Annotated in this window: 24 protein-coding genes and 2 pseudogenes; 18 read left to right on the forward strand and 8 right to left on the reverse strand. The window is 73.5% G+C overall.

Features of this window, described 5'->3' with window-relative positions; all coding sequences use genetic code 11:
• The first annotated feature begins 16 nt into the window (after positions 1 to 16).
• From ACFYXS_RS13960 to ACFYXS_RS13970, 3 genes are read left to right on the forward strand one after another with little or no spacing between them, the layout of a single operon-like run.
• Positions 17 to 682 (forward strand): class I SAM-dependent methyltransferase, encoded by a 666-nt coding sequence (locus ACFYXS_RS13960; protein WP_389247497.1) that lies wholly within the window; start codon positions 17 to 19, stop codon positions 680 to 682.
• A 39-nt stretch (positions 683 to 721) separates the two neighbouring features.
• On the forward strand, positions 722 to 1,282 hold the full coding sequence (locus ACFYXS_RS13965; RefSeq protein WP_389247499.1) for a TetR/AcrR family transcriptional regulator: 561 nt from the start codon (positions 722 to 724) through the stop codon (positions 1,280 to 1,282).
• A gap of 8 nt (positions 1,283 to 1,290) precedes the next feature.
• Positions 1,291 to 1,881: a DUF4865 family protein gene (locus ACFYXS_RS13970; protein WP_389247501.1), complete on the forward strand. Its 591-nt coding sequence runs from the start codon at positions 1,291 to 1,293 to the stop codon at positions 1,879 to 1,881.
• Positions 1,882 to 1,914: 33 nt separating this feature from the next.
• Here ACFYXS_RS13970 and ACFYXS_RS13975 read toward each other — a convergent pair whose 3' ends face one another.
• Both ACFYXS_RS13975 and ACFYXS_RS13980 read right to left on the reverse strand, forming a co-directional pair.
• Positions 1,915 to 2,286, reverse strand: a complete 372-nt coding sequence (locus tag ACFYXS_RS13975; RefSeq protein WP_389247503.1) for a fic family toxin-antitoxin system, toxin component — start codon at positions 2,284 to 2,286, stop codon at positions 1,915 to 1,917.
• Entirely contained in the window at positions 2,283 to 2,510 is a 228-nt protein-coding gene (locus tag ACFYXS_RS13980; RefSeq protein ID WP_389247505.1) for a toxin-antitoxin system HicB family antitoxin, read from the reverse strand. Before ACFYXS_RS13980 ends, ACFYXS_RS13975 begins: the two co-directional genes overlap by 4 nt.
• 182 nt (positions 2,511 to 2,692) lie before the next feature.
• On the opposite strand from ACFYXS_RS13980, the gene ACFYXS_RS13985 reads away from it, so the two are divergent.
• From ACFYXS_RS13985 to ACFYXS_RS14035, 11 genes and pseudogenes are all read left to right on the forward strand, one after another.
• Positions 2,693 to 3,478, forward strand: a complete 786-nt coding sequence (locus tag ACFYXS_RS13985) for an ABC transporter ATP-binding protein (RefSeq protein WP_389247507.1) — start codon at positions 2,693 to 2,695, stop codon at positions 3,476 to 3,478.
• A gap of 9 nt (positions 3,479 to 3,487) precedes the next feature.
• Complete coding sequence (locus tag ACFYXS_RS13990) at positions 3,488 to 6,055, forward strand: ABC transporter permease (RefSeq protein ID WP_389247509.1); 2,568 nt, start codon at positions 3,488 to 3,490, stop codon at positions 6,053 to 6,055.
• A gap of 68 nt (positions 6,056 to 6,123) precedes the next feature.
• On the forward strand, positions 6,124 to 7,014 hold the full coding sequence (locus ACFYXS_RS13995) for a TIGR03621 family F420-dependent LLM class oxidoreductase (RefSeq protein ID WP_389247511.1): 891 nt from the start codon (positions 6,124 to 6,126) through the stop codon (positions 7,012 to 7,014).
• A gap of 42 nt (positions 7,015 to 7,056) precedes the next feature.
• Positions 7,057 to 7,512 carry a GNAT family N-acetyltransferase gene (locus ACFYXS_RS14000; RefSeq protein ID WP_389247513.1) on the forward strand — a complete coding sequence of 152 codons (456 nt, stop codon included), beginning with the start codon at positions 7,057 to 7,059 and terminating at the stop codon, positions 7,510 to 7,512.
• A 108-nt stretch (positions 7,513 to 7,620) separates the two neighbouring features.
• On the forward strand, positions 7,621 to 8,994 hold the full coding sequence (locus ACFYXS_RS14005) for a hemolysin family protein (protein ID WP_389247515.1): 1,374 nt from the start codon (positions 7,621 to 7,623) through the stop codon (positions 8,992 to 8,994).
• Positions 8,991 to 10,016, forward strand: a complete 1,026-nt coding sequence (locus ACFYXS_RS14010) for a hemolysin family protein (RefSeq protein WP_389247517.1) — start codon at positions 8,991 to 8,993, stop codon at positions 10,014 to 10,016. The genes ACFYXS_RS14005 and ACFYXS_RS14010 overlap by 4 nt, the downstream gene beginning before the upstream one ends.
• 37 nt (positions 10,017 to 10,053) lie before the next feature.
• Complete coding sequence (locus ACFYXS_RS14015) at positions 10,054 to 10,833, forward strand: SGNH/GDSL hydrolase family protein (RefSeq protein WP_389247519.1); 780 nt, start codon at positions 10,054 to 10,056, stop codon at positions 10,831 to 10,833.
• An 87-nt stretch (positions 10,834 to 10,920) separates the two neighbouring features.
• Positions 10,921 to 12,363, forward strand: coding sequence for an adenylosuccinate lyase (gene purB, locus ACFYXS_RS14020; protein WP_389247521.1), 1,443 nt, complete (start codon positions 10,921 to 10,923; stop codon positions 12,361 to 12,363).
• A pseudogene (locus ACFYXS_RS14025) lies at positions 12,360 to 12,533 on the forward strand (uracil-DNA glycosylase family protein); the annotation flags it as partial. The gene purB and the pseudogene ACFYXS_RS14025, both read left to right, overlap by 4 nt.
• Before the next feature lie 146 nt (positions 12,534 to 12,679).
• Positions 12,680 to 13,588, forward strand: a complete 909-nt coding sequence (locus tag ACFYXS_RS14030; protein WP_389247523.1) for a hypothetical protein — start codon at positions 12,680 to 12,682, stop codon at positions 13,586 to 13,588.
• On the forward strand, positions 13,585 to 13,962 hold the full coding sequence (locus ACFYXS_RS14035) for a hypothetical protein (RefSeq protein WP_389247525.1): 378 nt from the start codon (positions 13,585 to 13,587) through the stop codon (positions 13,960 to 13,962). The genes ACFYXS_RS14030 and ACFYXS_RS14035 overlap by 4 nt, the downstream gene beginning before the upstream one ends.
• On the opposite strand, the gene ACFYXS_RS14040 is transcribed toward ACFYXS_RS14035, so the two are convergent.
• Positions 13,952 to 14,563: a site-specific integrase gene (locus ACFYXS_RS14040; protein ID WP_389247527.1), complete on the reverse strand. Its 612-nt coding sequence runs from the start codon at positions 14,561 to 14,563 to the stop codon at positions 13,952 to 13,954. The two genes, ACFYXS_RS14035 and ACFYXS_RS14040, sit on opposite strands and share 11 nt — an antisense overlap.
• A 26-nt stretch (positions 14,564 to 14,589) precedes the next feature.
• On the opposite strand from ACFYXS_RS14040, the pseudogene ACFYXS_RS14045 reads away from it, so the two are divergent.
• Positions 14,590 to 14,745 (forward strand): annotated as a pseudogene (locus ACFYXS_RS14045) (mismatch-specific DNA-glycosylase); the annotation flags it as partial.
• A 3-nt stretch (positions 14,746 to 14,748) separates the two neighbouring features.
• Here ACFYXS_RS14045 and ACFYXS_RS14050 read toward each other — a convergent pair.
• Both ACFYXS_RS14050 and ACFYXS_RS14055 read right to left on the reverse strand, forming a co-directional pair.
• A complete protein-coding gene (locus ACFYXS_RS14050; RefSeq protein ID WP_389247529.1) occupies positions 14,749 to 16,119 on the reverse strand; it encodes a glycoside hydrolase domain-containing protein in 1,371 nt (456 codons plus the stop codon).
• A gap of 204 nt (positions 16,120 to 16,323) precedes the next feature.
• Positions 16,324 to 16,725 (reverse strand): hypothetical protein, encoded by a 402-nt coding sequence (locus ACFYXS_RS14055; RefSeq protein ID WP_389247531.1) that lies wholly within the window; start codon positions 16,723 to 16,725, stop codon positions 16,324 to 16,326.
• 128 nt (positions 16,726 to 16,853) lie between these two features.
• Here ACFYXS_RS14055 and ACFYXS_RS14060 point away from each other — a divergent pair, with 128 nt between their 5' ends.
• On the forward strand, positions 16,854 to 18,011 hold the full coding sequence (locus ACFYXS_RS14060) for an ROK family transcriptional regulator (protein ID WP_389247533.1): 1,158 nt from the start codon (positions 16,854 to 16,856) through the stop codon (positions 18,009 to 18,011).
• A 128-nt stretch (positions 18,012 to 18,139) separates the two neighbouring features.
• Complete coding sequence (locus ACFYXS_RS14065) at positions 18,140 to 19,807, forward strand: alpha/beta hydrolase (RefSeq protein ID WP_389247535.1); 1,668 nt, start codon at positions 18,140 to 18,142, stop codon at positions 19,805 to 19,807.
• A gap of 22 nt (positions 19,808 to 19,829) precedes the next feature.
• On the opposite strand, the gene ACFYXS_RS14070 is transcribed toward ACFYXS_RS14065, so the two are convergent.
• Positions 19,830 to 20,594 carry a GntR family transcriptional regulator gene (locus ACFYXS_RS14070; protein WP_389247537.1) on the reverse strand — a complete coding sequence of 255 codons (765 nt, stop codon included), beginning with the start codon at positions 20,592 to 20,594 and terminating at the stop codon, positions 19,830 to 19,832.
• Between the two features lie 272 nt (positions 20,595 to 20,866).
• Between ACFYXS_RS14070 and ACFYXS_RS14075 the strand changes: the two genes are divergently transcribed.
• Positions 20,867 to 21,613, forward strand: coding sequence for an SDR family oxidoreductase (locus ACFYXS_RS14075; protein WP_389247539.1), 747 nt, complete (start codon positions 20,867 to 20,869; stop codon positions 21,611 to 21,613).
• A gap of 3 nt (positions 21,614 to 21,616) precedes the next feature.
• Here ACFYXS_RS14075 and ACFYXS_RS14080 read toward each other — a convergent pair whose 3' ends face one another.
• Together ACFYXS_RS14080 and sigJ are read right to left on the reverse strand one after the other, a co-directional pair.
• Positions 21,617 to 23,485, reverse strand: a complete 1,869-nt coding sequence (locus ACFYXS_RS14080; RefSeq protein ID WP_389247541.1) for a hypothetical protein — start codon at positions 23,483 to 23,485, stop codon at positions 21,617 to 21,619.
• 83 nt (positions 23,486 to 23,568) lie between these two features.
• On the reverse strand, positions 23,569 to 24,486 hold the full coding sequence (gene sigJ, locus ACFYXS_RS14085) for an RNA polymerase sigma factor SigJ (protein WP_389247543.1): 918 nt from the start codon (positions 24,484 to 24,486) through the stop codon (positions 23,569 to 23,571).
• Positions 24,487 to 24,608: the final 122 nt, after the last annotated feature.

Below are 24,608 nucleotides of genomic sequence, written 5' to 3' on the forward strand. Positions count from 1 at the left end.
GAAGAAGGGGCCTGCCATGCCCATCCGTTCCCGCGTGATGCGCGAGCCCGTCAACCACCCGCTGTTCGCTCGCTTCTACGCCCGCTGCGCCCAGGGCGCCGAGACCCGTATGGGCCTGGCGGAGCTGCGGGGCGAACTCCTGGCCGGGCTGTCCGGCCGGGTGATCGAGATCGGCGCCGGCCCGGGGCTGAACTTCCGTCACTATCCGCGCACGGTCGCGGAGGTCGTGGCCATCGAGCCCGAACGGCACCTGCGCCGACTCGCCCTGGACGAGGCGCAGCGTGCGCAGGTGCCGGTGGACGTGGTGCCGGGCGTCGCGGAGGCCCTGCCGGTCAAGAGCGAGGGTTTTGACGCCGCGGTGTCCTCGCTGGTGATGTGCTCGGTACGGGATCAGGCGAGGACGCTCGGGGAGTTGCTGCGCGTGCTGCGGCCGGGCGGTGAACTGCGGCTGCTGGAACACTGCCGGGCCCCGGGGCGCGCGGGTGCCGCGGTGCAGTGGGTGGCGGACCACACGTTCTGGCCGTTGCTGTTCGGGGGCTGCCGGACGGGACGGGACACCCCGGCGGCGGTGGAGGCGAGCGGCTTCGAGCTGCTGGAGCTGCGCCGTCTGCGCATCCCTGAGCGCGGACTCCAGGTGCCGAGCTCGCCGCACGTACTGGCCACGGCGCGCCGTCCGGGCTGATCCTGTTCGCTGTACCTACTGGTATGTACAGTCCCTTGCGTGGACACCCCCGACCGGTTGATCGAGAGCACCCGCGCGCTGCTGTGGGAGCGCGGCTACGTCGGCACCAGCCCCAAGGCCATCCAGCAGCGCTCAGGTGTCGGCCAGGGGAGCATGTACCACCACTTCTCCGGCAAACCCGATCTCGCGCTCGCCGCCGTGCGGCGCACCGCCGCGGAGATGCGCGCGGCCGCCGAGGAACAGCTGGCCGGGCCCGGCACTGCGGTCGAGCGGATCACCCGCTACCTGCGGCGCGAGCGCGAGGTGCTGCGCGGCTGCCCGGTGGGCGGGCTCACCCAGGACCCCGAGATCGTCACCAGCCCCGCGCTGCGCGCTCCGGTGGACGCGACCTTCGAGTGGCTCCGCGGCCGAATCGCGGACGTGCTCGCCGACGGCCAGGCGCGCGGCGAATTCGCCCCCGGGCTCGACCCCGACGACATCGCGGCGACCGTCGTCGCCGTCCTCCAGGGCGGCTACGTCCTCGCCCGCGCGGCCGGCTCGGCCGCGCCCTTCGACCAGGCCGTCAGCGGAGTGCTGACGCTGCTGTCGCATCACTCCTAGGCGGTTCCGTGTACGCGATGCAGTACGAGATCACCCTGCCCGCCGACTACGACATGGGGATCATCCACGACCGGGTGGCCGGCCGCGGCCATCTCACCGACGGGTACGAGGGCCTGGGCTTCAAGGCCTATCTCGTGCGGGAGCGCGGCATCGACGGCTCACCGGTCAACCAGTACGCCCCCTTCTACCTCTGGGGCGACACCGGCGGGATGAACCGCTTCCTGTGGGGCGGCGGCGGCTTCGGGGGCATCGTCGGCGACTTCGGCCGCCCGTCCGTGCACCACTGGACCGGTGCCGCCTTCCGCCCCGGTCCGGCGCGCGGCTCCGTGCCCCGGGCGGCGAGCCGCCTGCGCGAGGCCCTGCCGGCGGGCGCCGACCCGCGCGAGCCGGTGGCCCGCGCGCTGGAACGCTGGGAGGAGCGTTCCGCCGCCCCGGGCGTGCACGCGACCGTGCTCGCGGTCGACCCGCGGCACTGGGAGATCGTCCACCTCACCTTGTGGGCGGAGCCGGCGGCGGGGGACGACCCCGACCGCTACGCGCTGCTGCACCTGTCGGCCCCGCACTGGGACGAGCTCCCGGTCGGCAGCCGGTGGCCGTAGCCCCGGGGCCGAACGGCGCGCCCGGCCGCCCTGTCACAGACTCCAGCTGCGCAGCGCCTCGGCGATCTCCAGCACGTCGGCCGTACCGCCCTTCACCAGCCGGGCCAGCTCGCGCACCCGCTCAGGCGAGGTGGCGACCTTGAGCCCGCTCGCGACCAGATAGGCGTAGGCCACGGCCGAGGCGAACATGACGTTGGACCGCTCCAGGGCGGGGACGTGCACCAGCAACTGCATGAGGGACGCGGCGCACTCGAAGGGGTCGCCGTACACGGGCACGCCGAATATCTCGGCCTGGTGCCGGCTGACGGCGGCGACGAGCGCGCCCCAGTCGGCGACCTGGGGGTCGCCGGGGGTGTTGTGCTCGGCGACCATGAGCAGCCAGGCGAGATCGATCCGCAGGGTCAACGACGGCCTTCGTGCTCCGTGCCGAACTCCTCGGCGAAGACGGACTCGTACTGCTTCATGAAGTCGGCGGCCGCCTCGACGAAGGTGCGGCCGTTCTCGCCCGCGTCCTGCTGGACGAGCTCCTCTATGTAGCGGTTCACACTGATCCCCCGCTGCGCGGCCCGTTCCCGGGCGGTCGCGGCGGTGGTCTCGTCGACCCGCACGTTCAACTGGGTCTTGGCCATACCCTCAGGCTAGCGCTGAAGTGCTAGCAACGACAAGTGCCGGCCGGGACCCGTACCGGCAGCGACAAGTGCCCCTTACACGGACGATGCGGAGCCCGACCGCCGGACGATGCAGCCGGGCCCGCGACGACCTACCCTCGCCCCATACGCATGCGCGCACATCACGACGATGGGGGACAAGCGTGTCGACACCGGCCACAACAGACCCGGAGGACGCCGTGGCGGGCGCCGAGGTCGCCGCCCGGGCCATGGCGCTGACCAAGGCGTACGGAACGGGCGAGACCCGCGTGGTGGCACTGGACGCGGTGGACGTGGACATCGCACGGGGGCGGTTCACGGCCGTCATGGGGCCGTCGGGCTCCGGCAAGTCCACGCTGATGCACTGCCTGGCGGGGCTGGACTCCGTCACCTCCGGGCAGGTGTGGATCGGCGACACCGAGATCACGCGGCTGGGCGAACGGCAGCTGACGCGTCTGCGCCGGGACCAGGTCGGCTTCGTCTTCCAGGCGTTCAACCTGCTGCCGACCCTGACCGCGGCGGAGAACATCACGCTGCCGATGGACATCGCCGGCCGCAGGCCCGACCAGGAGTGGCTGGACCGCGTCATCGACACCCTCGGCCTGCGCGACCGGCTCCGGCACCGCCCGTCGCAGTTGTCCGGCGGCCAGCAGCAGCGCGTCGCGTGCGCCCGCGCGCTCGCCTCCCGCCCGCAACTGATCTTCGCCGACGAGCCCACCGGCAACCTGGACTCCCAGTCCGGCGCGGAGGTGCTGCGCTTCCTGCGGGAGGCCGTGGACCGGCTGGGCCAGACGGTGGTGATGGTGACCCACGACCCCACCGCGGCCGCGCACTCGGACCTCGTGCTCTTCCTCAACGACGGGCGGATCGTCGACGAGCTGTCCCGGCCCTCGGCCGACGGCGTGCTGGAACGGCTCAAGCGCTTCGACGCGCTGCGGAAGCAGGGCTAGGCCTCACCCGTGCTCCGGGCGACGCTGCGCAGCTTCCTGGCCCACAGGGGCCGGCTGCTGCTCTCCGCGCTCGCCGTCCTGCTGTCGGTGGCCTTCGTCACAGGGAGCATGATCTTCTCCGACACCGTCAACCGCACGTTCGACCGGCTCTTCGCCTCGACGGCGGCCGATGTGACGGTGGGTCCGCCCGAGGCGTTCGCCGAGAACCAGAACTACGCCTCGGGTCAGGTGGGCACCCTTCCGGCCGCGGTGCTGACCCGGGTCAGGGCGGTCCCGGGGGTCGCCGACGCGCGCATCGACGTCACCGTCCAGAACGTCACCGTCGTCGACGCCCGGGACCGCCCCGTGGGCCCGACGACCGGGGCGCACACGCTGGCCACCAACTGGTCGGGGAAGGGGCGCAGTTCGGTCCGGCTGACCAGCGGCCATCCCCCGCACGGCGACCGCGAGGCGCTGATCGACGCCGACACCGCCGCGCACCGCGGTCTGCGGATCGGCGACACCCTGCGCGTGCTCGCGCAGCCGGGCGCCTTCCCCGTACGGCTCGTCGGCATCGCCACGTTCACCACCACCAACCCGGGCGCCGCCCTGCTGTTCGTGGACACGCCCACCGCGCAGACCCGCCTCATCGGCCGGGCCGGCGCCGCCACCTCGGTGCAGGCCGACGCCGCGCCCGGCGTGTCCGACGCGACGCTGAAGCGGCGGATCGCCGCCGCGCTGGGTCCCGGTTACACGTACACGACGCAAGCCGAACACGCGAAGTCGGCCGCCGAGTCGCTGGCGGGCTTCCTCGACGTGATCAAGTACGTGATGCTGGGCTTCGCCGGGGTCGCGGTCCTCGTCGGCGTCTTCCTGATCGTCAACACCTTCTCCATGCTCATCGCGCAGCGCACCCGCGAGCTCGGGCTGCTGCGGGCGCTGGGCGCGGACCGGCGGCAGGTGGGGCGCTCGGTGCTGGTGGAGGCGGCGCTCCTCGGCCTCGTCGGCTCCACCCTGGGGCTGCTGTGCGGGGTGGGGCTTGCGTCCGGGCTGATCCGGCTGCTGGGCGCGTTCGGCATGAACATCGACGCCTCGCAGATGGTGCTGCGCCCGCTGGTGCCGGTGGCGGCGTACGCGGTCGGGCTGGTGGTGACCCTCGTCGCGGCCTATCTGCCGGCGCGCCGGGCCTCGCGGGTCTCCCCCATGGCCGCGCTCGCCGACGTCGAGGTCACGGACGGCGACAGGTCGCTGCGCGGGCGGGCGATCGCGGGCGGGCTCCTCACACTGCCGGCGGCCGGCGCGCTGGCGGGCGCCGCGGCCGCGGGGACGATCGGTGCCGCGGCGTCCTTCCTGGGCCTGGGCATCGGGCTCTCGCTGATCGCCGCGGTGGTGGCAGGACCGCTGCTCGTGCGCCCGGTCATCCGCGTGGTGGGCGGGGCGCTGCCACGGGTGTTCGGGCCGGTGGGGCGGATGAGCCAGCGCAACGCGCTGCGCAATCCGCGGCGCACGGGCGCGACGGCCTCGGCCCTGATGATCGGGCTCGCCCTGGTGACCGGCATGTCGATGGCCGGGACCTCGATGGCCAGTTCCTTCGACCACGAGATCGACAAGGCGCTCGGCGCCGACTTCGTCGTCCAGGGCGACCACTTCGCGCCCTTCTCCCCCGTCGTCACCAAGGCGGTGCGCAAGGTGCCGGGGGCGGGCCAGGTCGTCCCGATGCGCTATGTGCCCGTCCTCGTCACCCTGCCCGGCGGTCGTACGGCGAAGCTCACCGGCGCCGCCATCGGCCCCGGCGCCGACGATGTGCTCAACCTCGACTACGCCCGCGGTGACACCGCCCGGGCGCTCGCCCCGGACAGTGTCTCGCTCTCCCAGGAGTACGCGGCCCGGCACCGGCTGCGGGTCGGCAGCAGACTGCCGGTGCGCTTCGCCGACGCCCGCAGGGCCACCTTCACCCTGCGGGCCCTGACCACCAGCCAGGGCACCCTCTTCGGGGACGACGCCACCTTGACGATGGGGCTCGCCACCGCCGAGCGCTATCTGCCGCAGAGCCAGGACGCCGCCCTCTACGTCAACGCGGCGCCCGGCACCGCCAAGCCGGCCCTCCGCGCCCAGCTGGAGAGGGCGCTGAAGCCCTATCCGCAGGTCGAGGTCCGCGACCAGGCCGACTACAAGAAGCTGGTGCGCACCCAGATCTCCGTGCTGCTCACCCTCGTCTACGCGCTGCTGGGGCTGGCGATCCTCATCGCGGTCCTCGGCGTCGTCAACACCCTTGCCCTGTCGGTGGTCGAGCGCACCCGCGAGATCGGGCTGCTGCGGGCCATCGGCCTGTCGCGCCTCCAGCTCCGGCGCATGATCCGCCTGGAGTCGGTGGTGATCGCCGTGTTCGGCGCTGTGCTGGGTCTCGGGCTCGGCCTGGTGTGGGGACTGGTGACGCACGAGGTGCTCGCCCTGAAGGGCATCCGAGCGCTCACGGTGCCCTGGACGACGGTCGGCGCGGTCATGGCCGGCTCCGTGGTCGTCGGCCTGGTCGCCGCCCTGCTGCCCGCGCTGCGCGCCTCGCGGATGAACGTGCTGGCGGCCATCGCGCACGAATGACGCCCCTGCCGGACGGTGGCCGGGAGTAGGGTCGTCCGGCCGGTTGCCGGTGACACGAGGAGGCCCGTATGGAGCGGCGGTTCCGGTTCGGCGTCAATCTGCTCGACCCCGCCTCGGGCGCGGACTGGGCGGCCAAGTGCCGGCGCGTGGAGGAACTCGGCTACGACGTCCTGCTCGTCCCCGACCACCTCGGCCGGCCCGCCCCCTTCCCCTCTCTCGTCGCGGCGGCGCACGCCACGCGGCGGCTCCGGCTCGGCACCTTCGTGCTCAACGCCGCCTTCTGGAACCCGGTGCTGCTGGCCCGCGAGGTCGCCACGACCGCCCTCCTGACGGACGGACGGCTGGAACTGGGCCTCGGCGCCGGCTATGTGCGCGAGGAGTTCGAGCGGGCCGGACTGGCCTACGGCACCGCCAAGGACCGCGTGGACCGGCTGGAGCACACCGTCACCGCGCTGCGCCGCCTCCTGGCCGAGACCGGGGAGGGGGCCGCCGCCCCCGCGCCCCCGCCGTTGCTGCTCGGCGGGAACGGCACGCGGATGCTGCGGCTGGCCGCCCGGTACGCCGACGTCGTCGCGTTCACCGGCGCGGAGGCAGAACCGGGCGAGGACGACGGCGCCCTGCGCCTGCTGCCGGCCGCCGCGATGGACGCACGGGTCGCCGCCGCCCGGGCCGCCGCCGCCGCGCACGGCACCGACCCGGAGTTCAACATCCTCGTGCAGCGCGTCGTGCTCACCGACGACCGGCAGGCCGCCGCCCGGGAGATCGCCGCGCACCTGCACCACCCGCCGGAACGGGAGCTCCTGGAGCTGCCGACCCTGCTCATCGGCAGCCCGCGCGAGATCGCCGCACAGCTGCGGCGCGGCCGTGAACGCTTCGGCTTCGGCTACGTCACCGTGCTGGAGCCCGCGATGGAGGACTTCGCCGAGGTGATCGCGGAACTGCGCCGGAATGATCCGTAAACCCCTCGACCCGCGCCCGGACGGCCTGCTTGGGTGAGGACCGTGGACGATCTGCGAATACGCGGCGCGGCGGCTGCCGACGCCGAAAGGGTGCTGGCGTTCTGGAAGGACGCCGCCGAGGGCACCACGGTCAGCGACGACCTGGCAGGGGTGAGCGGCCTCATCGCCCGGGACCCCGAGGCGCTGCTCCTCGCCGAACGCGGCGGGGAACTCGTCGGCACCGTCATCGCCGGTTTCGACGGCTGGCGCTGCCACCTCTACCGCCTGGCCGTGCACCCGCAATGGCGCCGCCAGGGTGTCGCGACCGCGCTGCTGGACGCGGCGGAACGCCGTTTCGCCGCGCTCGGCGGGCGCCGCGGGGACGCCATGGTGCTCGTGCGCAACGAGCGGGCCCACCACGCCTGGCGGTCGGCGGGCTATCTGCCGAACGAGCAATGGCGGCGCTGGACCAAGCCGCTGGTCGACGTCCGGCCGCCCGGCCCTCCGGCGGCCGGGTAGCCCGCCCGGCACCGCCGTCCCCCGCGGGGGCACGCGCCCGTTCCACCGACGGTGGCAAAAGCGCGCGCGCCACCGTCCGCTGACCGATCATGGGATCGAGGTGTCCCGATGACCGAAGTGCTCCTGCTGGCCGTCGCGCTGCTGCTCACCCTGGCGTGCGCGGTCTTCGTCGCCGCGGAGTTCTCGCTGACCACCGTGGAGCGCGCCGACCTGGAGCGCGCCGCGCGGGCCGGTGAGCGGGGCGCGTCCGCCGCACTGCGTGCCGTGCGCACCCTGACGCTGCAGCTGTCCGGGGCCCAGCTCGGGATCACCGTCACCGGCCTGGTGATCGGCATGCTGGCCGAGGCCTCCATCGCGAAGCTGCTGGCCGGGCCACTGCGCGCGCTCGGGATGCCGCGTCCGGCGGCGATGTCCCTGGCACTGGTCCTGGGCACGGCGATCTCGACGGTCGTGCTGATGGTGGTCGGCGAGCTGGTCCCGAAGAACTGGGCGATCTCCCGTCCGTTGCCGGTCGCCAGGGCGGTCGCCCCGGCGCAGCGGGCGTTCACCGCCGCCTTCGGTCCGCTCATCCGGCATCTGAACAACTCCGCCAACCGCATTCTGCGGCGCCTCGGCATGGAGCCCGCGGAAGAGCTCGCGTCCGCCCGCAGCCCGGAGGAGCTGGTCGCGCTCGCCCGGCACTCGGCGCGGGCCGGTGCCCTGGAGGCGGACACCGCGGAACTGTTCGTCCGCACCCTGGGCCTGGCGGAACTGACCGCCGAGAACGTCATGACGCCCCGGGTCCAGGTCACCTCCCTGGACGAACGGGCGAGCTGCCAGGACGTCGCCGACGCCACCCGGGCCACCGGCCTGTCCCGTTTCCCCGTGCACCGCGGCGGCCTGGACGACGTGATCGGCATCGTCCACATCAAGGACGTGCTGGCCGTGCCGGCCGAGCGCCGACCGGGCCACCCGCTGACCCCGCTGCTGCGTGAACCGCTGCTGGTGCCCGAGTCGCTGACCGTGGACCGGCTGCTCGACCGGCTCGCCGGCGACACGGGCATGGCCGTGGTCATCGACGAGTACGGCGGCACGGCCGGCGTCGTCACCCTGGAGGACATCGTGGAGGAGGTCGTCGGCGAGGTGCGCGACGAGCACGACCCGCAGGAGACGCCCGACCTCGCCTTCATCCACCAGGACCGCACCGGCCGCCGGGTCTACGACGCCGACGGCGCCACGCGCACCGACCAGCTCGCGCAGATCGGGCTGCGGGCGCCCGAGGGACCGTACGAGACGCTGGCCGGACTGATCGCGGAACGGCTCGGCCGGATCCCCGTCACCGGGGACACGGCCGAGGCCGCCGGGTGGGTGCTGGAGGTCACCGACGACTCCGGGCACCGGGCGGCCCATGTGCGGCTGATCTCCCCGCCGCCGTGCGAGGACCCCCCGCCCGGCCCGGCCGCGGAGCACGGGACCGACGACGGCGCGGCGGAGGTGCGATGACCTTCCTGCAGATCCTCGTCGGGTTGCTCACGCTGGTGGTGAACGCGTTCTTCGTCGGCGCCGAGTTCGCCATGATCTCCGTGCGGCGCAGTCAGATCGAGCCCCGCGCCGAAGCCGGGGAACGCGGCGCGCGCCACGTCCTGTGGGGCCTGCAGCACCTGTCGCCGCTGCTGGCGGCGGCGCAGCTGGGCATCACCCTGTGCACCCTGGTGCTCGGCATCGTGGCCGAGCCCGCCATCGAGCACGTGCTGTCCCCGCTGTTCCAGGCGCTGCACGTCCCGGAGAACGCGGTCCACGTGGCGTCGTTCGCCATCGCGCTGACCCTGGCCACGTACGCGCACATGCTGCTGGGCGAGATGGTGCCGAAGAACATCGCGCTCGCTGAGCCCGAGCGCACCGCGCTGGCGCTCGGGCCGCCGCTGGTGACGCTGGCGCGGGCGCTGCGCCCGGTGATCTTCGCGATCAACGCGTTCGCCAACGGCCTGCTGAAGCTGCTGCGGGTGGAGCCGAAGGACGAGGTCGCCGCGGTGTTCTCCGACGACGAGCTGGCCCGGATGGTCACCGACGCGGGGGCCGCCGGGCTGCTGGACGAGCGGGCCGCGATCCGGCTGCAGGACGCCCTGGAACTGGGTCGGCGCCCGGTGGGCGAGGTCGTGGTGCCCGCCGACCGGGTGGTCACGGCGCGCTCGGACATCACGCCCGAGGGGCTGGAGCGGCTGAGCGCGCGTTCGAGCTTCTCCCGCTTCCCGGTCGCCGAGGACTCCGGCCGCGTCCTGGGCTACCTCCACGTCAAGGACGCCCTCGCCTTCGGGCCGGACCACCGCGACCTTCCGTTCCCGCGCGGCGCGCTGCGGCGCATCACCCGCGTGGGCGCGGCGACGCCGCTGGACGACGTGCTGGCGGCGATGCGGGCCAGCGGCGCGCACCTGGCCGCGGTGGTCGACGACGAGGGGCGCGGCATGGGTCTGGTCACCATGGAGGACGTGCTCAGGGAGCTGATGGGGCACACACCGGCCGCCTGAGGCGGCGGCGGGACGGCCCGGTAGGATCACGGCCGCCATGGAGATGAATGCCACCCACACCAGCTTCGTCGCGCTCGGCGACTCCTTCACCGAAGGCATGTCGGACGCGCTGCCCGACGGCACCTACCGCGGCTGGGCCGACCTCCTCGCGGGTCGGCTCGCCGCCCACAGCCCGGACTTCCGCTACGCCAACCTGGCCGTGCGCGGCAAGCTGATCCAGCAGATCGTCGACGAGCAGGTGGAGACCGCCGCCTCGATGGGCGCGGACCTGGTGACCCTGGTCGGCGGGCTGAACGACGTACTGCGGCCCAAGTGCGACGTCCCGCGGGTGTGCGCCCTGCTGGAGGAGGCCGTCGAGCGGCTGGCGCCGAGCTGCCGCCAACTCGTCCTCATGCGCAGCCCCGCCCGCCGTGGCCCGGTCGCGGTGCGCTTCCTGCCCCGCATGGAGGAGCTGTTCGGCTTCATCGACACGCTGGCCGCCCGGCACGGCGCCCTCGTCGTCGACCTGTACGGCGCGGACGTGCTGGGCGACCGGCGGCTGTGGGCGGACGACCGGCTGCACCTGGACGAGGAGGGTCACCGCCGGGTCGCCGAGGCGGTCTGGCAGACCCTCGGCCACACCCCCCGGTTCGACTGGACCGAGGTCCTGCCCGCCGAGGTGAAGCTCCCCTGGACCGTCCGTCGCACGGCGGACCTGCGCTTCACCCGGCAGCACCTGGTGCCGTGGATAGGCCGCCGCCTCACCGGCCGCTCCTCGGGCGACGGCCTGGCCCCCAAGCGCGCCGAGCTGCTCCCGCTCCCGTCCGTGGACGCCTGAGGCCGGGCCCCGGGCGGGGCCGGGCGCTACGCGCATAGACCACGCCGGGACGCTGACCTGCGCGGACGCGCAGTAGAATCTCGCTACGTGACTTCCAAGCCCCGCATCCCCGACGTCCTGGCCGGCCGCTACGCATCCGTGGAGCTCGCCACCCTGTGGTCCCCCGAGCAGAAGGTGGTGCTGGAGCGCCGCCTGTGGCTGGCGGTGCTGCGGGCGCAGAAGGACCTCGGGATCGAGGTGCCGGACGAGGCGATCGCGGATTACGAGCGGGTGCTGGAGCAGGTGGACCTCGCGTCCATCGCGCAGCGCGAGAAGGTCACGCGGCACGACGTGAAGGCGCGCATCGAGGAGTTCAACGCGCTCGCGGGGCACGAGCAGATCCACAAGGGCATGACCTCGCGCGACCTCACGGAGAACGTGGAGCAGCTGCAGATCCGGCTGTCGCTGGAGCTCGTGCGTGACCGCACGGTGTCCGTGCTCGCCCGCCTGGGCCGGCTGGCCTCCGAGTACGGCGAGCTGGTGATGGCGGGGCGCTCGCACAACGTCGCCGCCCAGGCCACCACGCTCGGCAAGCGGTTCGCGACCGGCGCCGACGAGCTGCTGGTCGCCTTCGCCCGGGTCGAGGACCTGCTCGGCCGCTATCCGCTGCGCGGCATCAAGGGCCCGGTCGGCACCGCGCAGGACATGCTGGACCTGCTGGGCGGCGGGGCCGAGGGCGAGGCACGGCTCGCGGAGCTGGAGCGGCGGGTGGCGCAGCACCTGGGCTTCTCGCACGAGTTCACCTCGGTGGGCCAGGTCTACCCGCGCTCGCTGGACTACGACGCCGTGACCGCGCTGGTGCAGCTGGCCGCCGCGCCCTCCTCGCTGGCCAAGACGATCCGGCTGATGGCCGGCAACGAGCTGGTCACCGAGGGCTTCCAGCCCGGGCAGGTCGGCTCCTCGGCCATGCCGCACAAGATGAACACCCGCTCCTGCGAGCGCGTCAACGGCCTCGCCGTCGTCCTGCGGGGCTACGCCTCGATGGTCGGCGAGCTGGCCGGCGACCAGTGGAACGAGGGCGACGTCTCCTGCTCGGTGGTGCGCCGCGTGGCGCTGCCGGACGCGTTCTTCGCGCTGGACGGGCTGATGGAGACCTTCCTGACCGTGCTGGACGAGTTCGGCGCCTTCCCGGCCGTCATCGCCCGCGAGCTCGACCGCTACCTGCCGTTCCTGGCGACCACGAAGGTGCTCATGGCCTCCGTCCGCGCCGGGGTCGGCCGTGAGGTCGCGCACGAGGTCATCAAGGAGCACGCCGTGGCGTCCGCGCTGGCGATGCGCGAGAAGGGCGCCGACCGCAACGAGCTGCTGGACCGGCTCGCCGAGGACGAGCGCATCCCGCTGGACCGCGCGCAGCTCGACGCCCTCATGGCGGACCGGCTCTCCTTCACCGGTGCCGCGTCCGCGCAGGTCGCCGAGGTCGTCCGGCGTGTGGAGGAGGTCACCGAGCGCCATCCGCTGGCGGCCTCGTACCGGCCCGGGGCCATCCTCTGACCACCCGCAGGCCGACGCGGGACGAGCTGGAGGCCGCCCGCGAGCGCACCGTCCCGGATGTGATCGCGGACGGTCTGAGCGTGCTCTTCTGCGGTATCAACCCCGGGCTGATGTCCGCGGCCACCGGCCTCCACTTCGCCCGGCCGGGCAACCGGTTCTGGCCGGTGCTGCTTCTCTGCACTTCACCCGATCAGGTGAGCTGAGCTGCCGACAGTCATCGTGAGGCCGGATGCACGTCTTCGGACCTTGACGTCGTGGCAACGTCGGTAGGTGGTCTCCCGAGGCCACATAGCGACGTTCGTGGCAGACTCCACGGATGCTGATATCTCGCCTCCGTACTCGTGCCCGGGGGATCGACGACAGGGAGTTGGCCGCGCTGCTCGCGGACAGGGCGCTCTGGGAGATTCGCGTATTGGCCGTCGACGCGAGATCGCAGACTGGGGAGGACTCGTCTGCCGAGGCTGTCGAGAAGATCAACAACTGGGCCGACTTCTGCCACGCGATGCTGGGAGTCTCCAAGAAGCACCATTGGCCACCCTCCCGCGGCACGCCCAGCAGGCGGGAGCAGGCGATGCTGGATCGGCCGATGAGCTATAGGTGGACCGTCAGCAGTCCCGAGAGACGCGCCTGGATCGTCCGTCAAATCGACAGTGCCGGGTTCGACTGGACGCCCCCGCCTCCTCTCCCAAGGCCCCGTATCGGTGTGCCTGCCCTCAGCATGTGGCAGCACCTTCGCTTGCTGAAGGGCTGGCCGGTGAAGACGCCTCCCGGCCGTCAGCGGCTGCCCCGTCAGGCTCGCGTCCTCAAAGCCCTGGACCGCGAAGCGATCTTCGCCCTCTACGAGGAAGCGGGGCGCCGGCGTCTCGGCCTGGGAAAGGCCAGCCCATGGCTCCACGCTCACCTCGACCCCGACGCCCCGCACTTCCTGTTCCCTGATCCCGCTGACTACTACTGGCCCGCTCCGGACACGGGACGCCCCTGGTGGCAGTGCCGTGTGCTCCTTCGTATGGTCGACGGCGAGCAGGTGGGCGGCAGCCTCGCTGTACTGCCCGAGACGTTCACCGCCCTGCCCTCGACGGTCCCCCGCCTCCGGCAACGCCGCTTGGCCCTGATTGCGCGTGCCACCGAGCGGGACGCGGGGCTCTGGAACCGGGACCACAAGTCGGACTGCGGCCCAGAGACCTGCGAATACGCACCAGCCCACGACCCCGGAGTGAAGTCATGAGCCTGGCTGTGGACGTGTTCACCGTCGACGAGCACGACGAGCTCAATGTGCTCGATGTCCCAGAGGGCCAATCGGACTTGGCCGGCTTCGAGAGCTGGCGCACCGCCGTGTGGGGGTCAGATGCCGTTCGGACCCTGGGCACGCGGTTCTTCCCGGTCTTGGCCGACGGCGACCTCAAGGTTGCCCCGCACCAGGTGGGGGATTTCCTCCGCGAATGCGCCCTGGTCCGGAGCAGCATTGAACTCGTTGCCCCCAGCACTGATCCGGCGAAGTCGCACGCCGAGTACGTCCGGCAGATCTCGCAGCGTCTGAAGAACATCGAGGAGGCGGCTCGGCGCGCGCAGAGCGTCTCGGGCGGGGTGATCATCTGGTAACGCTTCGTGGGCTAGGAATACCCAGGTCGACTGCAGGGCGACGCACTCGCCGTTCGGTGTCTTCTCTCTTCGCGCGCAGGAACCTCAGCGTGAGGTTGATGCCTTCGATCTCGCCGACCCAGCCCTCGCCCTCGGCTCGGTGCAGGCGGGCGAGGAGGTCGGCTTCAAGTTCTTCGAGCCGACTCAGCATCTTCGGGTTGATGTGGAGCATCGGGCAGCGGATACAGGCGTGTGCGTGTTGGCAGGGGGTGCCGTAGGGACGTCCACACGAGCCGAGTTCCACCTTGCGGCGGTCGAAGTGCTCATCGAACTCCGCCCACTCGTCCTTCGTCGTCTCCCGGTACTCGTCGACCGGGCGCACCTGCCGACGCTGGTGGAGGTGAGCCTGGTAGTGGCGGATGACGTCCTCGTTGAAGACCGCCACATAGCCGCGAGTGGTTTGGATGTTGATGTGGCCGAGAAGGGCAGCGCCGATGTGGATTGGCAAGCCGCTATTGACGAGTTCCGTGGCGAAGATCCTGCGAAAGTCGTGCGGGGTGAACTTCAACCCACGGAAACCGGGATGGCTCTCAGCGAGCGCTTCGCCGCGCCTACTGATCATCTCTTGAACTGCCCGGCGGCGCGTGGTTCGCCGATCCGCGCGCCGCGATCGGTCCGCAGGAGCGGACGGTCGGCGACACGCGGATCTGGGCCCTGCCCAACCCCAGCGGGCTCAACGCCGGGTGGACGACCGGGGCGATGGTGGAGGAGTTCGGGCGACTGCGGGCCGCGGCCGGTGACTGAGCCTCAGCAGCGCGGCACCGGCTTGGTGTACGTGGTGCCGCTCAGGGTCGCCACGTAGTGGTCCGAGACGTAGCGGCCGCTGTCGAGCCGGTCCCAGATCTTCGTGGTGCCGACCGCCGACCCGCTCCTCTGGCAGATCACCCAGGCCAGCGCCCCGTTCGCCGCCGAGCCCTGCGCGGCGTACGAGCTGCCGGGCCCGGCACGCACGGTCAGGCCGCCGCTGGCGGTGACCTGGTAGGGGTAGACGCAGCGCGGGAGGGGTGCGCTGTAGCCGGTGGCCGAGGGTGTGCTGACGTAGTGGTCGGTCACGTAGGTGCCGTCGGTCAGTTTGTCCCAGACCGTCGTGGAGCCGACCTTCGGGCCGGGCGTCTGGCAGACGACCTGGAGTGCCGAGCCGGACGCGTGGGTCCGCACCAGGGGGTAGCTGCTCGACGGCCCGGAGCGGGCGTTGAGCGCGCCGGGGCTGGTCACCGTGTAGGTGTACGCGACCGTGGCGACGGGGGCGTCGAGACGGTCGTTGTCGATGTTGACCGTGACGCCGCCGTAGGTCTCGTCGTGGCTGCCCCGGTACTGCTTGGCCCGCTGGTGGACGGACCACTTGCCGTCCGCGACGCCGGCCCAGCCCTTGAGGGTGTCGGTGCCGTCGTAGCGCGCGATCCACAGGGCGTCGGGGCGGGCGTAGGAGGCCGAGGTGAAGGCGTCGGACAGTTGCTGCGCCCCGAGGTTGAGGTTCATGTAGACGCCGGAGAGGTAGCCGAGGCGGTGCAACTCCTTGGTCCAGCCGGACACATAGCTCAGTACGGCGGTGCGGCAGCCGACGTCGGCCTGCGCGTAGTTCTCGATGTCGTTGTAGAAGGCGCTGCCGGGACGCATGCCCAGCGCCTTGGCTGCGGCGACGGCGTCCCCGGCCGCGGCGGTGCCCTGGGTACGGGCGGTCGCGGCGGTCCGGCTGATCTTCGCGTCGGTGGGGCGGCCGCCGCACGGCGGTTGCAGGCCCTTGTGGATGGGCAGCAGGCGCCACTTCAGCCGGGACACCGAGCTGACCCAGTCCGCCGTCAGCTGGGGCTGGGCGCAGGTGCGGTTGACACCGCTGATGTACACGCCGAGCGCGCGGTACGGGGAGGCGCCCCAGGCCTGGATGGTGGTCAGCGGCGGCGCGGTGCAGGCGTCGAAGGCGAGTCCGGAGAAGCGGGTCGCGGTGGCCCCCGCCGGGTAGCCGGTGCTCGTGGCGGGTTCGGCGGCGGCGGCCGGTGCCAGCACCAGTGCGGTGGCGGCGCCCAGGACGGCGGCGAACGACGCGGCAAGCAGCCGCCGGAGCCACCGTCGGAGAACACGGTCGGGCAGGCGGTGAAGGATACGGCGCGGGTGCGGCATGGCGGTCCCCCTGGGTGGCGCGGCGCGGCGCCGGGACCGGTGGACGTCCAGCCGTCGGCCCGCCGGGAGTTTCGGTTCGCCGGACCGAATCGGGGACGTCTCCGGGCGCGCGCCGCCGCGCTTGATCTCGCGTCAGAACTGTCCTGCACGCAGCGTAGGCGTGCGGTCACCCCACCGTCGAGCACCGTGGGCGGGAAAGCCGCTCTAAGGGATGAGGTCCGTGTCGGCGACGGCGGCCAGCAGATGGGGCCGCGCGTCGGCTATCGCTATCCAGTGCCGGTCGACCCGCCAGGTGAAGGCCTCGTCGGCATGCCCGCTGAGCACCGCCAGCGGCGCCGCGACCGGCTCCCCCAGGGCGGAACGCTCCAGGTGGGTCCGGAGGTCGACCAGCACGGCCGGCGTGCCGTAGCGCGCGGTGAGTGCGGCGACGAGGGACTCGCAGGCCGCCCCCACGTCGTCCTCCCCTTCCGGGAGCAGTGGCTCGTCGGGGTCGCGGCAGCCGTCCCCGGCGGCGAGGTCCGCGAGGTGGAATCCGGGGTCGCCGCCGGCCGCGTCGAGGCGGGCGCGCAGCGCCTCCACGGCGGCGAGGTGGCGTACGAGATCCATGGGAACAGTAAACCCCCAGGGTCGGACACTTGACGTCACGTCACGGAAGCCTCCGCCGGGCCACTCGCCGCGGACGGCCCGGACGGGTACGATCCGGCCAACACGCGCGCAAGCTGGGAGGACGTACGTTGGGGCGGCTCACCGGCGGGGATCCGTCCCTGCTCCGGCGGATCAATTCCGCTGTGGTGCTGCACGCGCTGCGTGGTGCCCCCGGCCCGAGCCTGACCGAACTGGTGCACAGCACCGGGCTGTCGCGCCCCACCGTCGAGGGCGTCATCGAGGGCCTGATGGAGTCGGGCCTGGTGGTGGAGGCACCGCAGGAGCCCGGGGACGCGCGCAAACAGGGGCGGCCCGCGCGCAGGTTCCGCTTCCACGCCGAGGCGGGGCATCTGCTCGGCATCGAGATCGGGGCCCGCCAGGTGCGGGCGCTGCTGTCGGACCTGAGCGGCCGGGTCCTCGGTTCCCTGGCGCACGACGTGGCCGACGCCACCCCCGCGGAGGAGCGGCTGGAGCGGGTGCGGGGCGCCGTCGCCGAGCTGCTGCGCAAGGCGGGAGTGGCGCGCAGCACGCTGTGGGCGGTCGGTGTGGGCAGTCCGGGAATCGTGGAGACGGACGGCGCGGTGCGGCTGAGCACGGCCCTTCCGGGCTGGACGGGGCTGCCCCTGGGCGAGCGGCTGCGCCGGTCGTTCCGCTGCCCGGTGCTGGTGGAGAACGACGCGAACGTGGCGGCCGTGGCGGAGCACTGGAAGGGCGCGGCCGTCGGTACCGACGACGTCGTCTTCGTGCTGGCCGGGCTGAGCCCGGGGGCGGGCTCGCTGATCGGCGGCCGGCTGCACCGGGGCTTCGGCGGGGCGGCCGGCGAGATCGGCGCCCTGCACCTGCTCGGCCGCGAGGCGACGCCGGAACGCCTGCTGTCGACGACCGGCACACCGCTGCACCCGCTGGACGAGCCCGCGGTGGCCGAGGTGTTCGCGCTGGCGAGGGCGGGCGACCTGCAGGCCCGCGAGGCCGTCGACCGCTTCCTGCACCGCCTGGTGCACGACGTGGCGGCGCTCGTGCTGGCCATCGACCCCGAACTCGTGGTGATCGGCGGCTGGGCGGCGGGGCTGGACGGTGTGCTGGAGCCGCTGCGCGCCGAGTTGGCCCGTTACTGCCTGCGGCCGCCGGAGGTGGCGCTGTCGGCGCTGGGGCAGGAGGCGGTGGCGACCGGAGCGCTGCGGCTGGCCCTGGACCACGTCGAGGAGCAGCTCTTCGCGGTGGCACGCACCTCGCTGCTCAACCGCTGAGCAGAATCGGGCGCCCGGAAAGCCGATTCCAGGGCAATTCGAGGGCAATTCGGGGGAAATGTGGCGACTTATCGGCCTGCCTGTTTTGCCGTCTAGTCCGACCAGCCGACGATCCGTGCCATCGGCAAATGACGCCGCGCCGCGGTGGCGCGGCCGGTGGAAGGGCGTCCCGCGTGCGGCGAGCTGTGATCCTGGGTGTGTCCGTGGTCCTGGCGGCGGGGGCGCTCACCGCGTCACCCGCCTCGGCCTACCTGCCCGGTCCCGTGGACGACCCCTTGCGGACGGCGGGTGTCGCCCTGGCCGCGGACGCCGCCGCGGACACCGGGATCACCTTCGGCGCCTGCCCCAAGGACAGCGGGCTCGCCGCGCCGGTGCAGTGCGGCAAGGTCAGGGTGCCGGTGGACTACGCCGAGCCGGGCGGCCGCCGGATCGACCTGATGGTGAGCCGGCTGCGCGCCACCGGTCCGGCCTCCGGGCGGCAGGGCGCGCTGGTCTTCAACCCGGGCGGCCCGGGCGCCCCCGGGCTGTGGTTCCCCGCCGTCGGGCTGAAGAGCGCCGGCCCGGTGACCCGCAAGGTGTGGGGGACGGCCGCCAGGACGTACGACCTGATCGGCTTCGACGCGCGCGGGGTCGGCCACTCGGCGCCCATCTCGTGCGTGCGCCCGGAGAACTACCTCCACGCGCCCTCGCCCGACCCCCGCACCGCGAACGCGGCGACCCAGACCCGTGAGCGGGCCAAGGCCCGGGGAATCGCGGACGGCTGCGGCCGCCGCTCGGCGGCGATGCTCGGCCACATGACCAGTGCCGACATGGCGCGCGACCTCGACGTCATCCGCGCCGCGCTCCACGAGACCCGGCTGAACTACTACGGCGTCTCCTACGGCACCTACCTGGGCGCGGTCTACGCGACGCTCTTCCCCCGCCATGTGCGCCGGATGGTGCTCGACAGCGTCGTCAACCCGGACCCGCAGGGCGTCTGGTACGGCGCCAACCTCAGCCAGGACGTGGCCTTCGAGGGCCGCTGGGCCGACTGGCGCGCCTGGGCGGCCCGTTACAACTCCGTGTACGGTCTCGGCTCCACGGCGAGCCGCGTGCAGGCGTCCTTCGACCTGGCGATGCGCAAGCTGGCCAAGAAGCCCGCCGGCGGCACGGTGGGCCCCGGCGAGCTGCACTCCGCGGCGGAGAACGCCGCCTACTACGACCAGCGTTGGGTGACGTTCGCCCACCAGCTGTCGCGCTATCTGCACGGCGACGACAAGCCGCTGGTGGCGGCCGAGGCGCCCGACCGGTCCGGGGCGAAGGCCGCGGAGAACGGCGACGCGGTCTACCTGGCGGTCCAGTGCACGGACGCGGCCTGGCCGCGGGACTGGGGCACCTGGGACCGGGACAACTCGCAACTGGCGCTCCGGCACCCCTTCGAGACCTGGCCCAACGCCTGGATGAACCTGCCGTGCGCCACCTGGCCGGCCCGGGCCGGGGAGCCGGTCGACGTCGGCGCCTGGTCCGCCGAACTGCCGCCGGTGCTCCTGACGCAGTCCGAGCGGGACGCCGCCACGCCGTACGAAGGCGCCCTGGAAATGCACCGCAGGCTGCAGGGCTCGCGGCTGGTCACCGAGGTGGGTCGCGGTTCGCACGGCCTGGTCAGCATCTGGAACGCCTGCCTGGTGTCGCGGGTCGACCGCTACCTGACGTCGGGCGACGTCGGGGACGCGGACGCGCGCTGCGCCGGGCACCCGGTCCCCGTACCGTCCGGCACGCTGGGCGCGAAGGACGCCAACACGGGCCGCTACTACTGAGCGAGCGGCCCGGACCGGTGCCTCAGGAGGCCGCCGCGTGCCGATCGCCGTCGTGGTGGGTGATCTCCATGGCGCCGCTGTCGCCGAAGGTGAGCCGGCAGGTGTCGGCCCGGTAGGTGGAGACCGCCACGGCCGCGACGCGGCCGCCGCAGAAGTAGCGGGTGGTGACGACGAGGACGGGGGCGCCGGGCAGCCGGTCGAGCTGCTTGGCGTCCTCGGCGCGGGCCGAACCCAGCTCCACGGCCCGGTCGTCGCCGTCGAGTTCGAGGGCGCGCAGCGCGCGCAGCACGGCCGGCGCGTGATCGGCGGGCGTCAGGTCGTCGCCCAGGCCGGAGACGGACGCCCGCGGCACGTACAGCAGCTCGGTGGCGACGGACTGGCCGCCCATCGCGCGGACCCGGCGGACGGTGTGGACCGGCTCGTCGGCGGCGATGCCCAGGGCAGTGGCGACCACGGCGGGCGCGGCGGCCTCGGCGCAGCCCACGGTGCGCCAGGCGTCACCCGTGGCGCCCGGCCAGCTGCCGCGCGAGGGTCCGACGGAGACGCCGACCCGGGGCGGCGCGACGGTGGTGCCGACACCGCGGCGCCGCTGCAGGCGGCCCTCCAGCTCCAGCTGCTCCAGCGCCTGGCGCAGGGTGGCCCTGGCGACGCCGAAGCGGGCGGCGAGGTCGCGCTCGTTCGGGAGGATCTCGCCCACCGCGAACTCGGAGTCGAGGGCGTCGACGAGCACGGTCTTGAGGTGCCAGTACTTGGGCTCCGGCACATTCTCGAGCTGCGTGGTCCCCACCCTGTCCTCCGCAATCGGCCTGGCCCCGCCGGGGGGTTGTTCAGCCTTGTTTCCGAACGGCTCTTTATTAAAGGTTCTTGCACTACTAGGGGACGATAGGGCCGCTCCGGCGGCTTGGTCAAGACCAATGCTCGCCGCCGGCGCGCGATCCGGCCGCGGCCGCCGTGCAGCGTTCACAAGGTGTTCGCGCTCGTCACGGGCCGTTCGCACGCTGGTAGCGTTCGTGATCGTCAGGGGACGGTCGAACGGGCGGACGGGCGAGGGGGCAGGTCATGGCAGCGGTCACGGTGGTCACGGGCGGCGGGCGCGGCATCGGCGCGGCCGTGGCACTGCGGCTGGCACGGGACGGGCACGCCGTGGGCATCGGCTACGAGCGGTCGCGCGAGGCCGCCGAGGACGTCGCCCGGAAGGTGCGCGAGGCCGGCGTCGAGTGCGTCGCCGTGCAGGGCGACACCAGTGACGAGGCCGACGTGGAGCGGCTGTTCGACACCGTGCGGGAGAAGCTGGGCGCCATCACCGGACTGGTCAACAACGCGGGGGTCACCGGGCCGCTCGGCCGCTTCACCGAGACGCCGGTCGAGGAGATCCGCCGCGTCGTCGACGTCAACGTGATGGGCGCGATCCTGTGCGCGCGGCGGGCCGCCCTGGAGATGTCCACGCGCTACGGGGGCGGGGGCGGCGCCATCGTCAACATCTCCTCGGGCGCCGCGACGCTCGGCAGCCCCGGGGAGTACGTGCACTACGCGGCGAGCAAGGCGGCCGTGGACGCGCTCACGGTGGGCCTGGCCAAGGAACTCGCCCCGGACGGCGTGCGGGTCAACTCGGTGCAGCCCGGCATGATCCTGACCGGGATCCACGCGGCGATGGGCGACCCGGAGCGGCCGTGGCGGAACCCGGACCGGGTGCCCGTGCGGCGGCCCGGGGAACCGGAGGAGGTGGCCGGCGCGGTGGCGTGGCTGATGTCGCCCGAGGCGTCGTACACCACCGGCGCGGTGCTGCGGGTCACGGGCGGCCTGTAGGGATCAGGCCGGCGCCTGCGCTTCGGATGCGTCCTCTGTGTCCTCGGCGTCGATTGCGTCGATTGCGTCGATTGCGTCGGCGGTCTCGATGGCGCGGAGCACGTCGGCCGCCAGCGCCGCGACCTCGGGGATGACACCCGGGGCGGCGAGGGCGAGATGGCACAGCGACCAAGTGAGCGTCACCACACGGGTCTTGCGGGCCTCCAGGGCGTCCAGCAGGCGGCGGGCGACCAGCCGGGCGGCGTCCTCGCGGGCCGCGGGGTCGACCCAGGCGGTGGCGACGATCGCGAGCGCGGCCGCCTCGCAGACCCAGTCCTCGGCGCCCGCCAGCACGTCGGCCAGGAGAGCGCGGCGCCGGGAAGCCGCCCACGGCTCGTCGGTGCGGTGGTGGGCGAGCCCCAGGCACGCCCAGACCTGCACGGCGCGGATCCACAGGTCGGGAGCCTGCGCCGCGAGCGCCCGGCCGAGTGCGTCGTCGCGCGGGGCGGGCGGGTGGACCAGGACGCCCAGCAGGTCCACCGGGTCGAGGCCGGACAGCACGACCGCGTCGTCGTAGGCGGCGGGCAGGTGCGGCCAGCCGTGCCAGGCGACGCGGCGCACCGCCTCGGCGGCCTCGGGCGAGGGGGGCCGCACGGCGGGGCGTGCGGTGGTGCCCTCGTACGTCCACAGCGCGGTGGTCACCGGGCGGGGCGGCACCCGCAGGTCCGGCTCGGGGACGTCCTGGACGTCGAGGGAGGCACGGGGGAAGGCCGTGCGCAGGGCGAGCAGCGCGCTCGGGGGCTCCAGGGCGGAGACGGTGAGGCCCAGTGCGGCGTCGGCGGCGACCGACTGCTCCAGGGCCTGGTGGAGCAGGCTGACGATCGCCTCGTTGCCGCCGGGTATCCAGTTCAGCCAGGGTCGGCCGCGGCCGAGCCGGGCCAGCAGTTCGCCTGCGTACTCGTGGTCCGGCGCGCCGCGCAGGTGGTCGGCGAGCGCGACGAGGTGGCGCGTGTCGCCGTCGAGCGCGTGGCGCAGCGCGTGCGCGGCCGGGCGCGCCTTGGGGTGGTCGGGGTCCGCCGCGGCGGCGCGTTCCGCCCATTCCAGGCCCTCGGCCGGCCGGCCCAGTGTCTGCAGCAGTTCGGCGATGTCGATGTACAGGTCGAGGTCGGAGGGGTCGCGCCGCACCTCGCCGCGCCACACGTCCAGTGCCTGTTCGGGGCGGCCCGCGCTGCGCAGCGCGTACCCCAGCATGACGGCGGCGGGGTGGCAGGGCTCCAGGTCGTACGAGCGCCCGGCCCAGGCGACGGCGTCCTCGGCGCGGCCCATGCGGCGGGCGAGCGTGGAGCCGCACCACAGGAGCATGGTGTGGCCGGGATGGCGGCCGACGCTCGCGCGGACCAGGTCGAGCAGCGGTGTCAGGGGCGCGCGGTGCTCCTCGTCGACCGGGTCGGGCAACCGCGGGGCCACTCCGGCGGCGGCGCGGGCGACGGTGTCCGGGTCGACGAGCTCCGCGATGCCGGGGCGGCGCAGCCAGGCGACGTCCAGCCACGGCCGGTCCGGCTCGTGGCCCGCGCACTGGGCGAGCAGGGCCACCGCCTCGTCCCACCGCCCCGCGACCGCGCACAGGTGGCCGCGCGCGGCCACGGTCCCGATGTACGCCCGCTTCTCCGGCTCGAACCAGTCCAGGGCCTTCGCGGCGCCCCCGGCGCGGGCGGCGAACTCCGCCAGCGCCTCGTGCGTCTCCGGCAGGCCGGGATCCCGGGCGAGCGCGTCCTCCAAGTGGCGCGCCGCGTGCGTCAGATCACCGTCCGCCAGCGCGATGCGGGCGGTCGCCACCTCCCCCTCGGCCTCCAGCCGCTCAGCGTCCCCGCGCTCCCCGGACCGATCAGCCACGGCCAGCTCCCCACCCTCGCCCCTGCGCCGACTCCGGCACCCTAACCGAGCCCCTCCCGCCCTCCCGCCGCGCGGGGGCCGGGTCACAGCCGGCTGTCGTCGCTCAGCACGGGGCCCGCCGGCGCGACGCCGGTGAGCTTGCCGGGGTTGGTGAGCACGTAGACCGTCGTGACCAGGCCGTCGGTGAGTTCGAGGGAGATCACGGTGTGCGGCCGGCCGTGGGAGGTGAGGACCAGGGAGGGAACGCCGTTGACCTCGCGGAGGGTGAAGGCCGGGTCGGGGACCGGGGTGGGCGCGATCGCGTGGAGGAAGCGGGCGACCTTGGCGGCGGTCTCGATGACGCGGCGCGGGGCCTTCTGCACGCCGCCGCCGTCGCCCACCAGGCGGACGTCGGGGGCGAGGAGGGCGAGCAGGCCGTCGATGTCGCCGCCGACGGCGGCGGCGAGGAAGCGCTCGGTGATCCTGGCGGTCTCGGCGGGGTCGGCGTCGTAGCGGGCGCGCTTCTCCTCGACGTGCCGGCGGGCCCGTCCGGCCAGTTGGCGCACGGCCGGCTCGGCGCGGTCGAGCACGGCGGCGATCCGGGCGTACGGGTAGTCGAAGGCCTCGCGCAGCACGAAGACGGCACGCTCCAGCGGTGACAGCGACTCCAGCAGCACGAGGACCGCGAGGGAGACGGACTCCACGAGGACGACGCGCTCGGCCGTGTCGGGCACGGTGTGCGCGAAGTCGGTGGCGACCGGCTCGGGCAGCCACGGCCCGACGTACGCCTCACGCCGCGACTGCAGTTGCCGCAGGCGGTCGATGGCGAGCCGGGTGGTGACGGTCACGAGGAAGCCGCGCGGTTCCCGCACGGCCTCCCGGTCGGTGGCCGCCCAGCGCAGCCAGGCCTCCTGCACGACGTCCTCGGCGTCGGCGAAGCGGCCGAGCATGCGGTAGGCCACTCCGGTCAGGACGGGCCGGTGCTCCTCGAAGACCGCTGCGGCGGCGGTGTCGTCTCCCACCCTCCCATTCTCCCGGCCACGCCTGGCACCGGCACGGCGGGGGCGGCGGAGGCGGCAGCGGGTGCGGCACGCCGGGGGAACAACGCCGGTGTACACCACACTCGTTGAGCGGTACACATTCG

The sequence above is a fragment of the Streptomyces sp. NPDC002574 genome, assembly GCF_042889545.1.
In the GTDB taxonomy this organism is placed as follows: domain Bacteria; phylum Actinomycetota; class Actinomycetes; order Streptomycetales; family Streptomycetaceae; genus Actinacidiphila.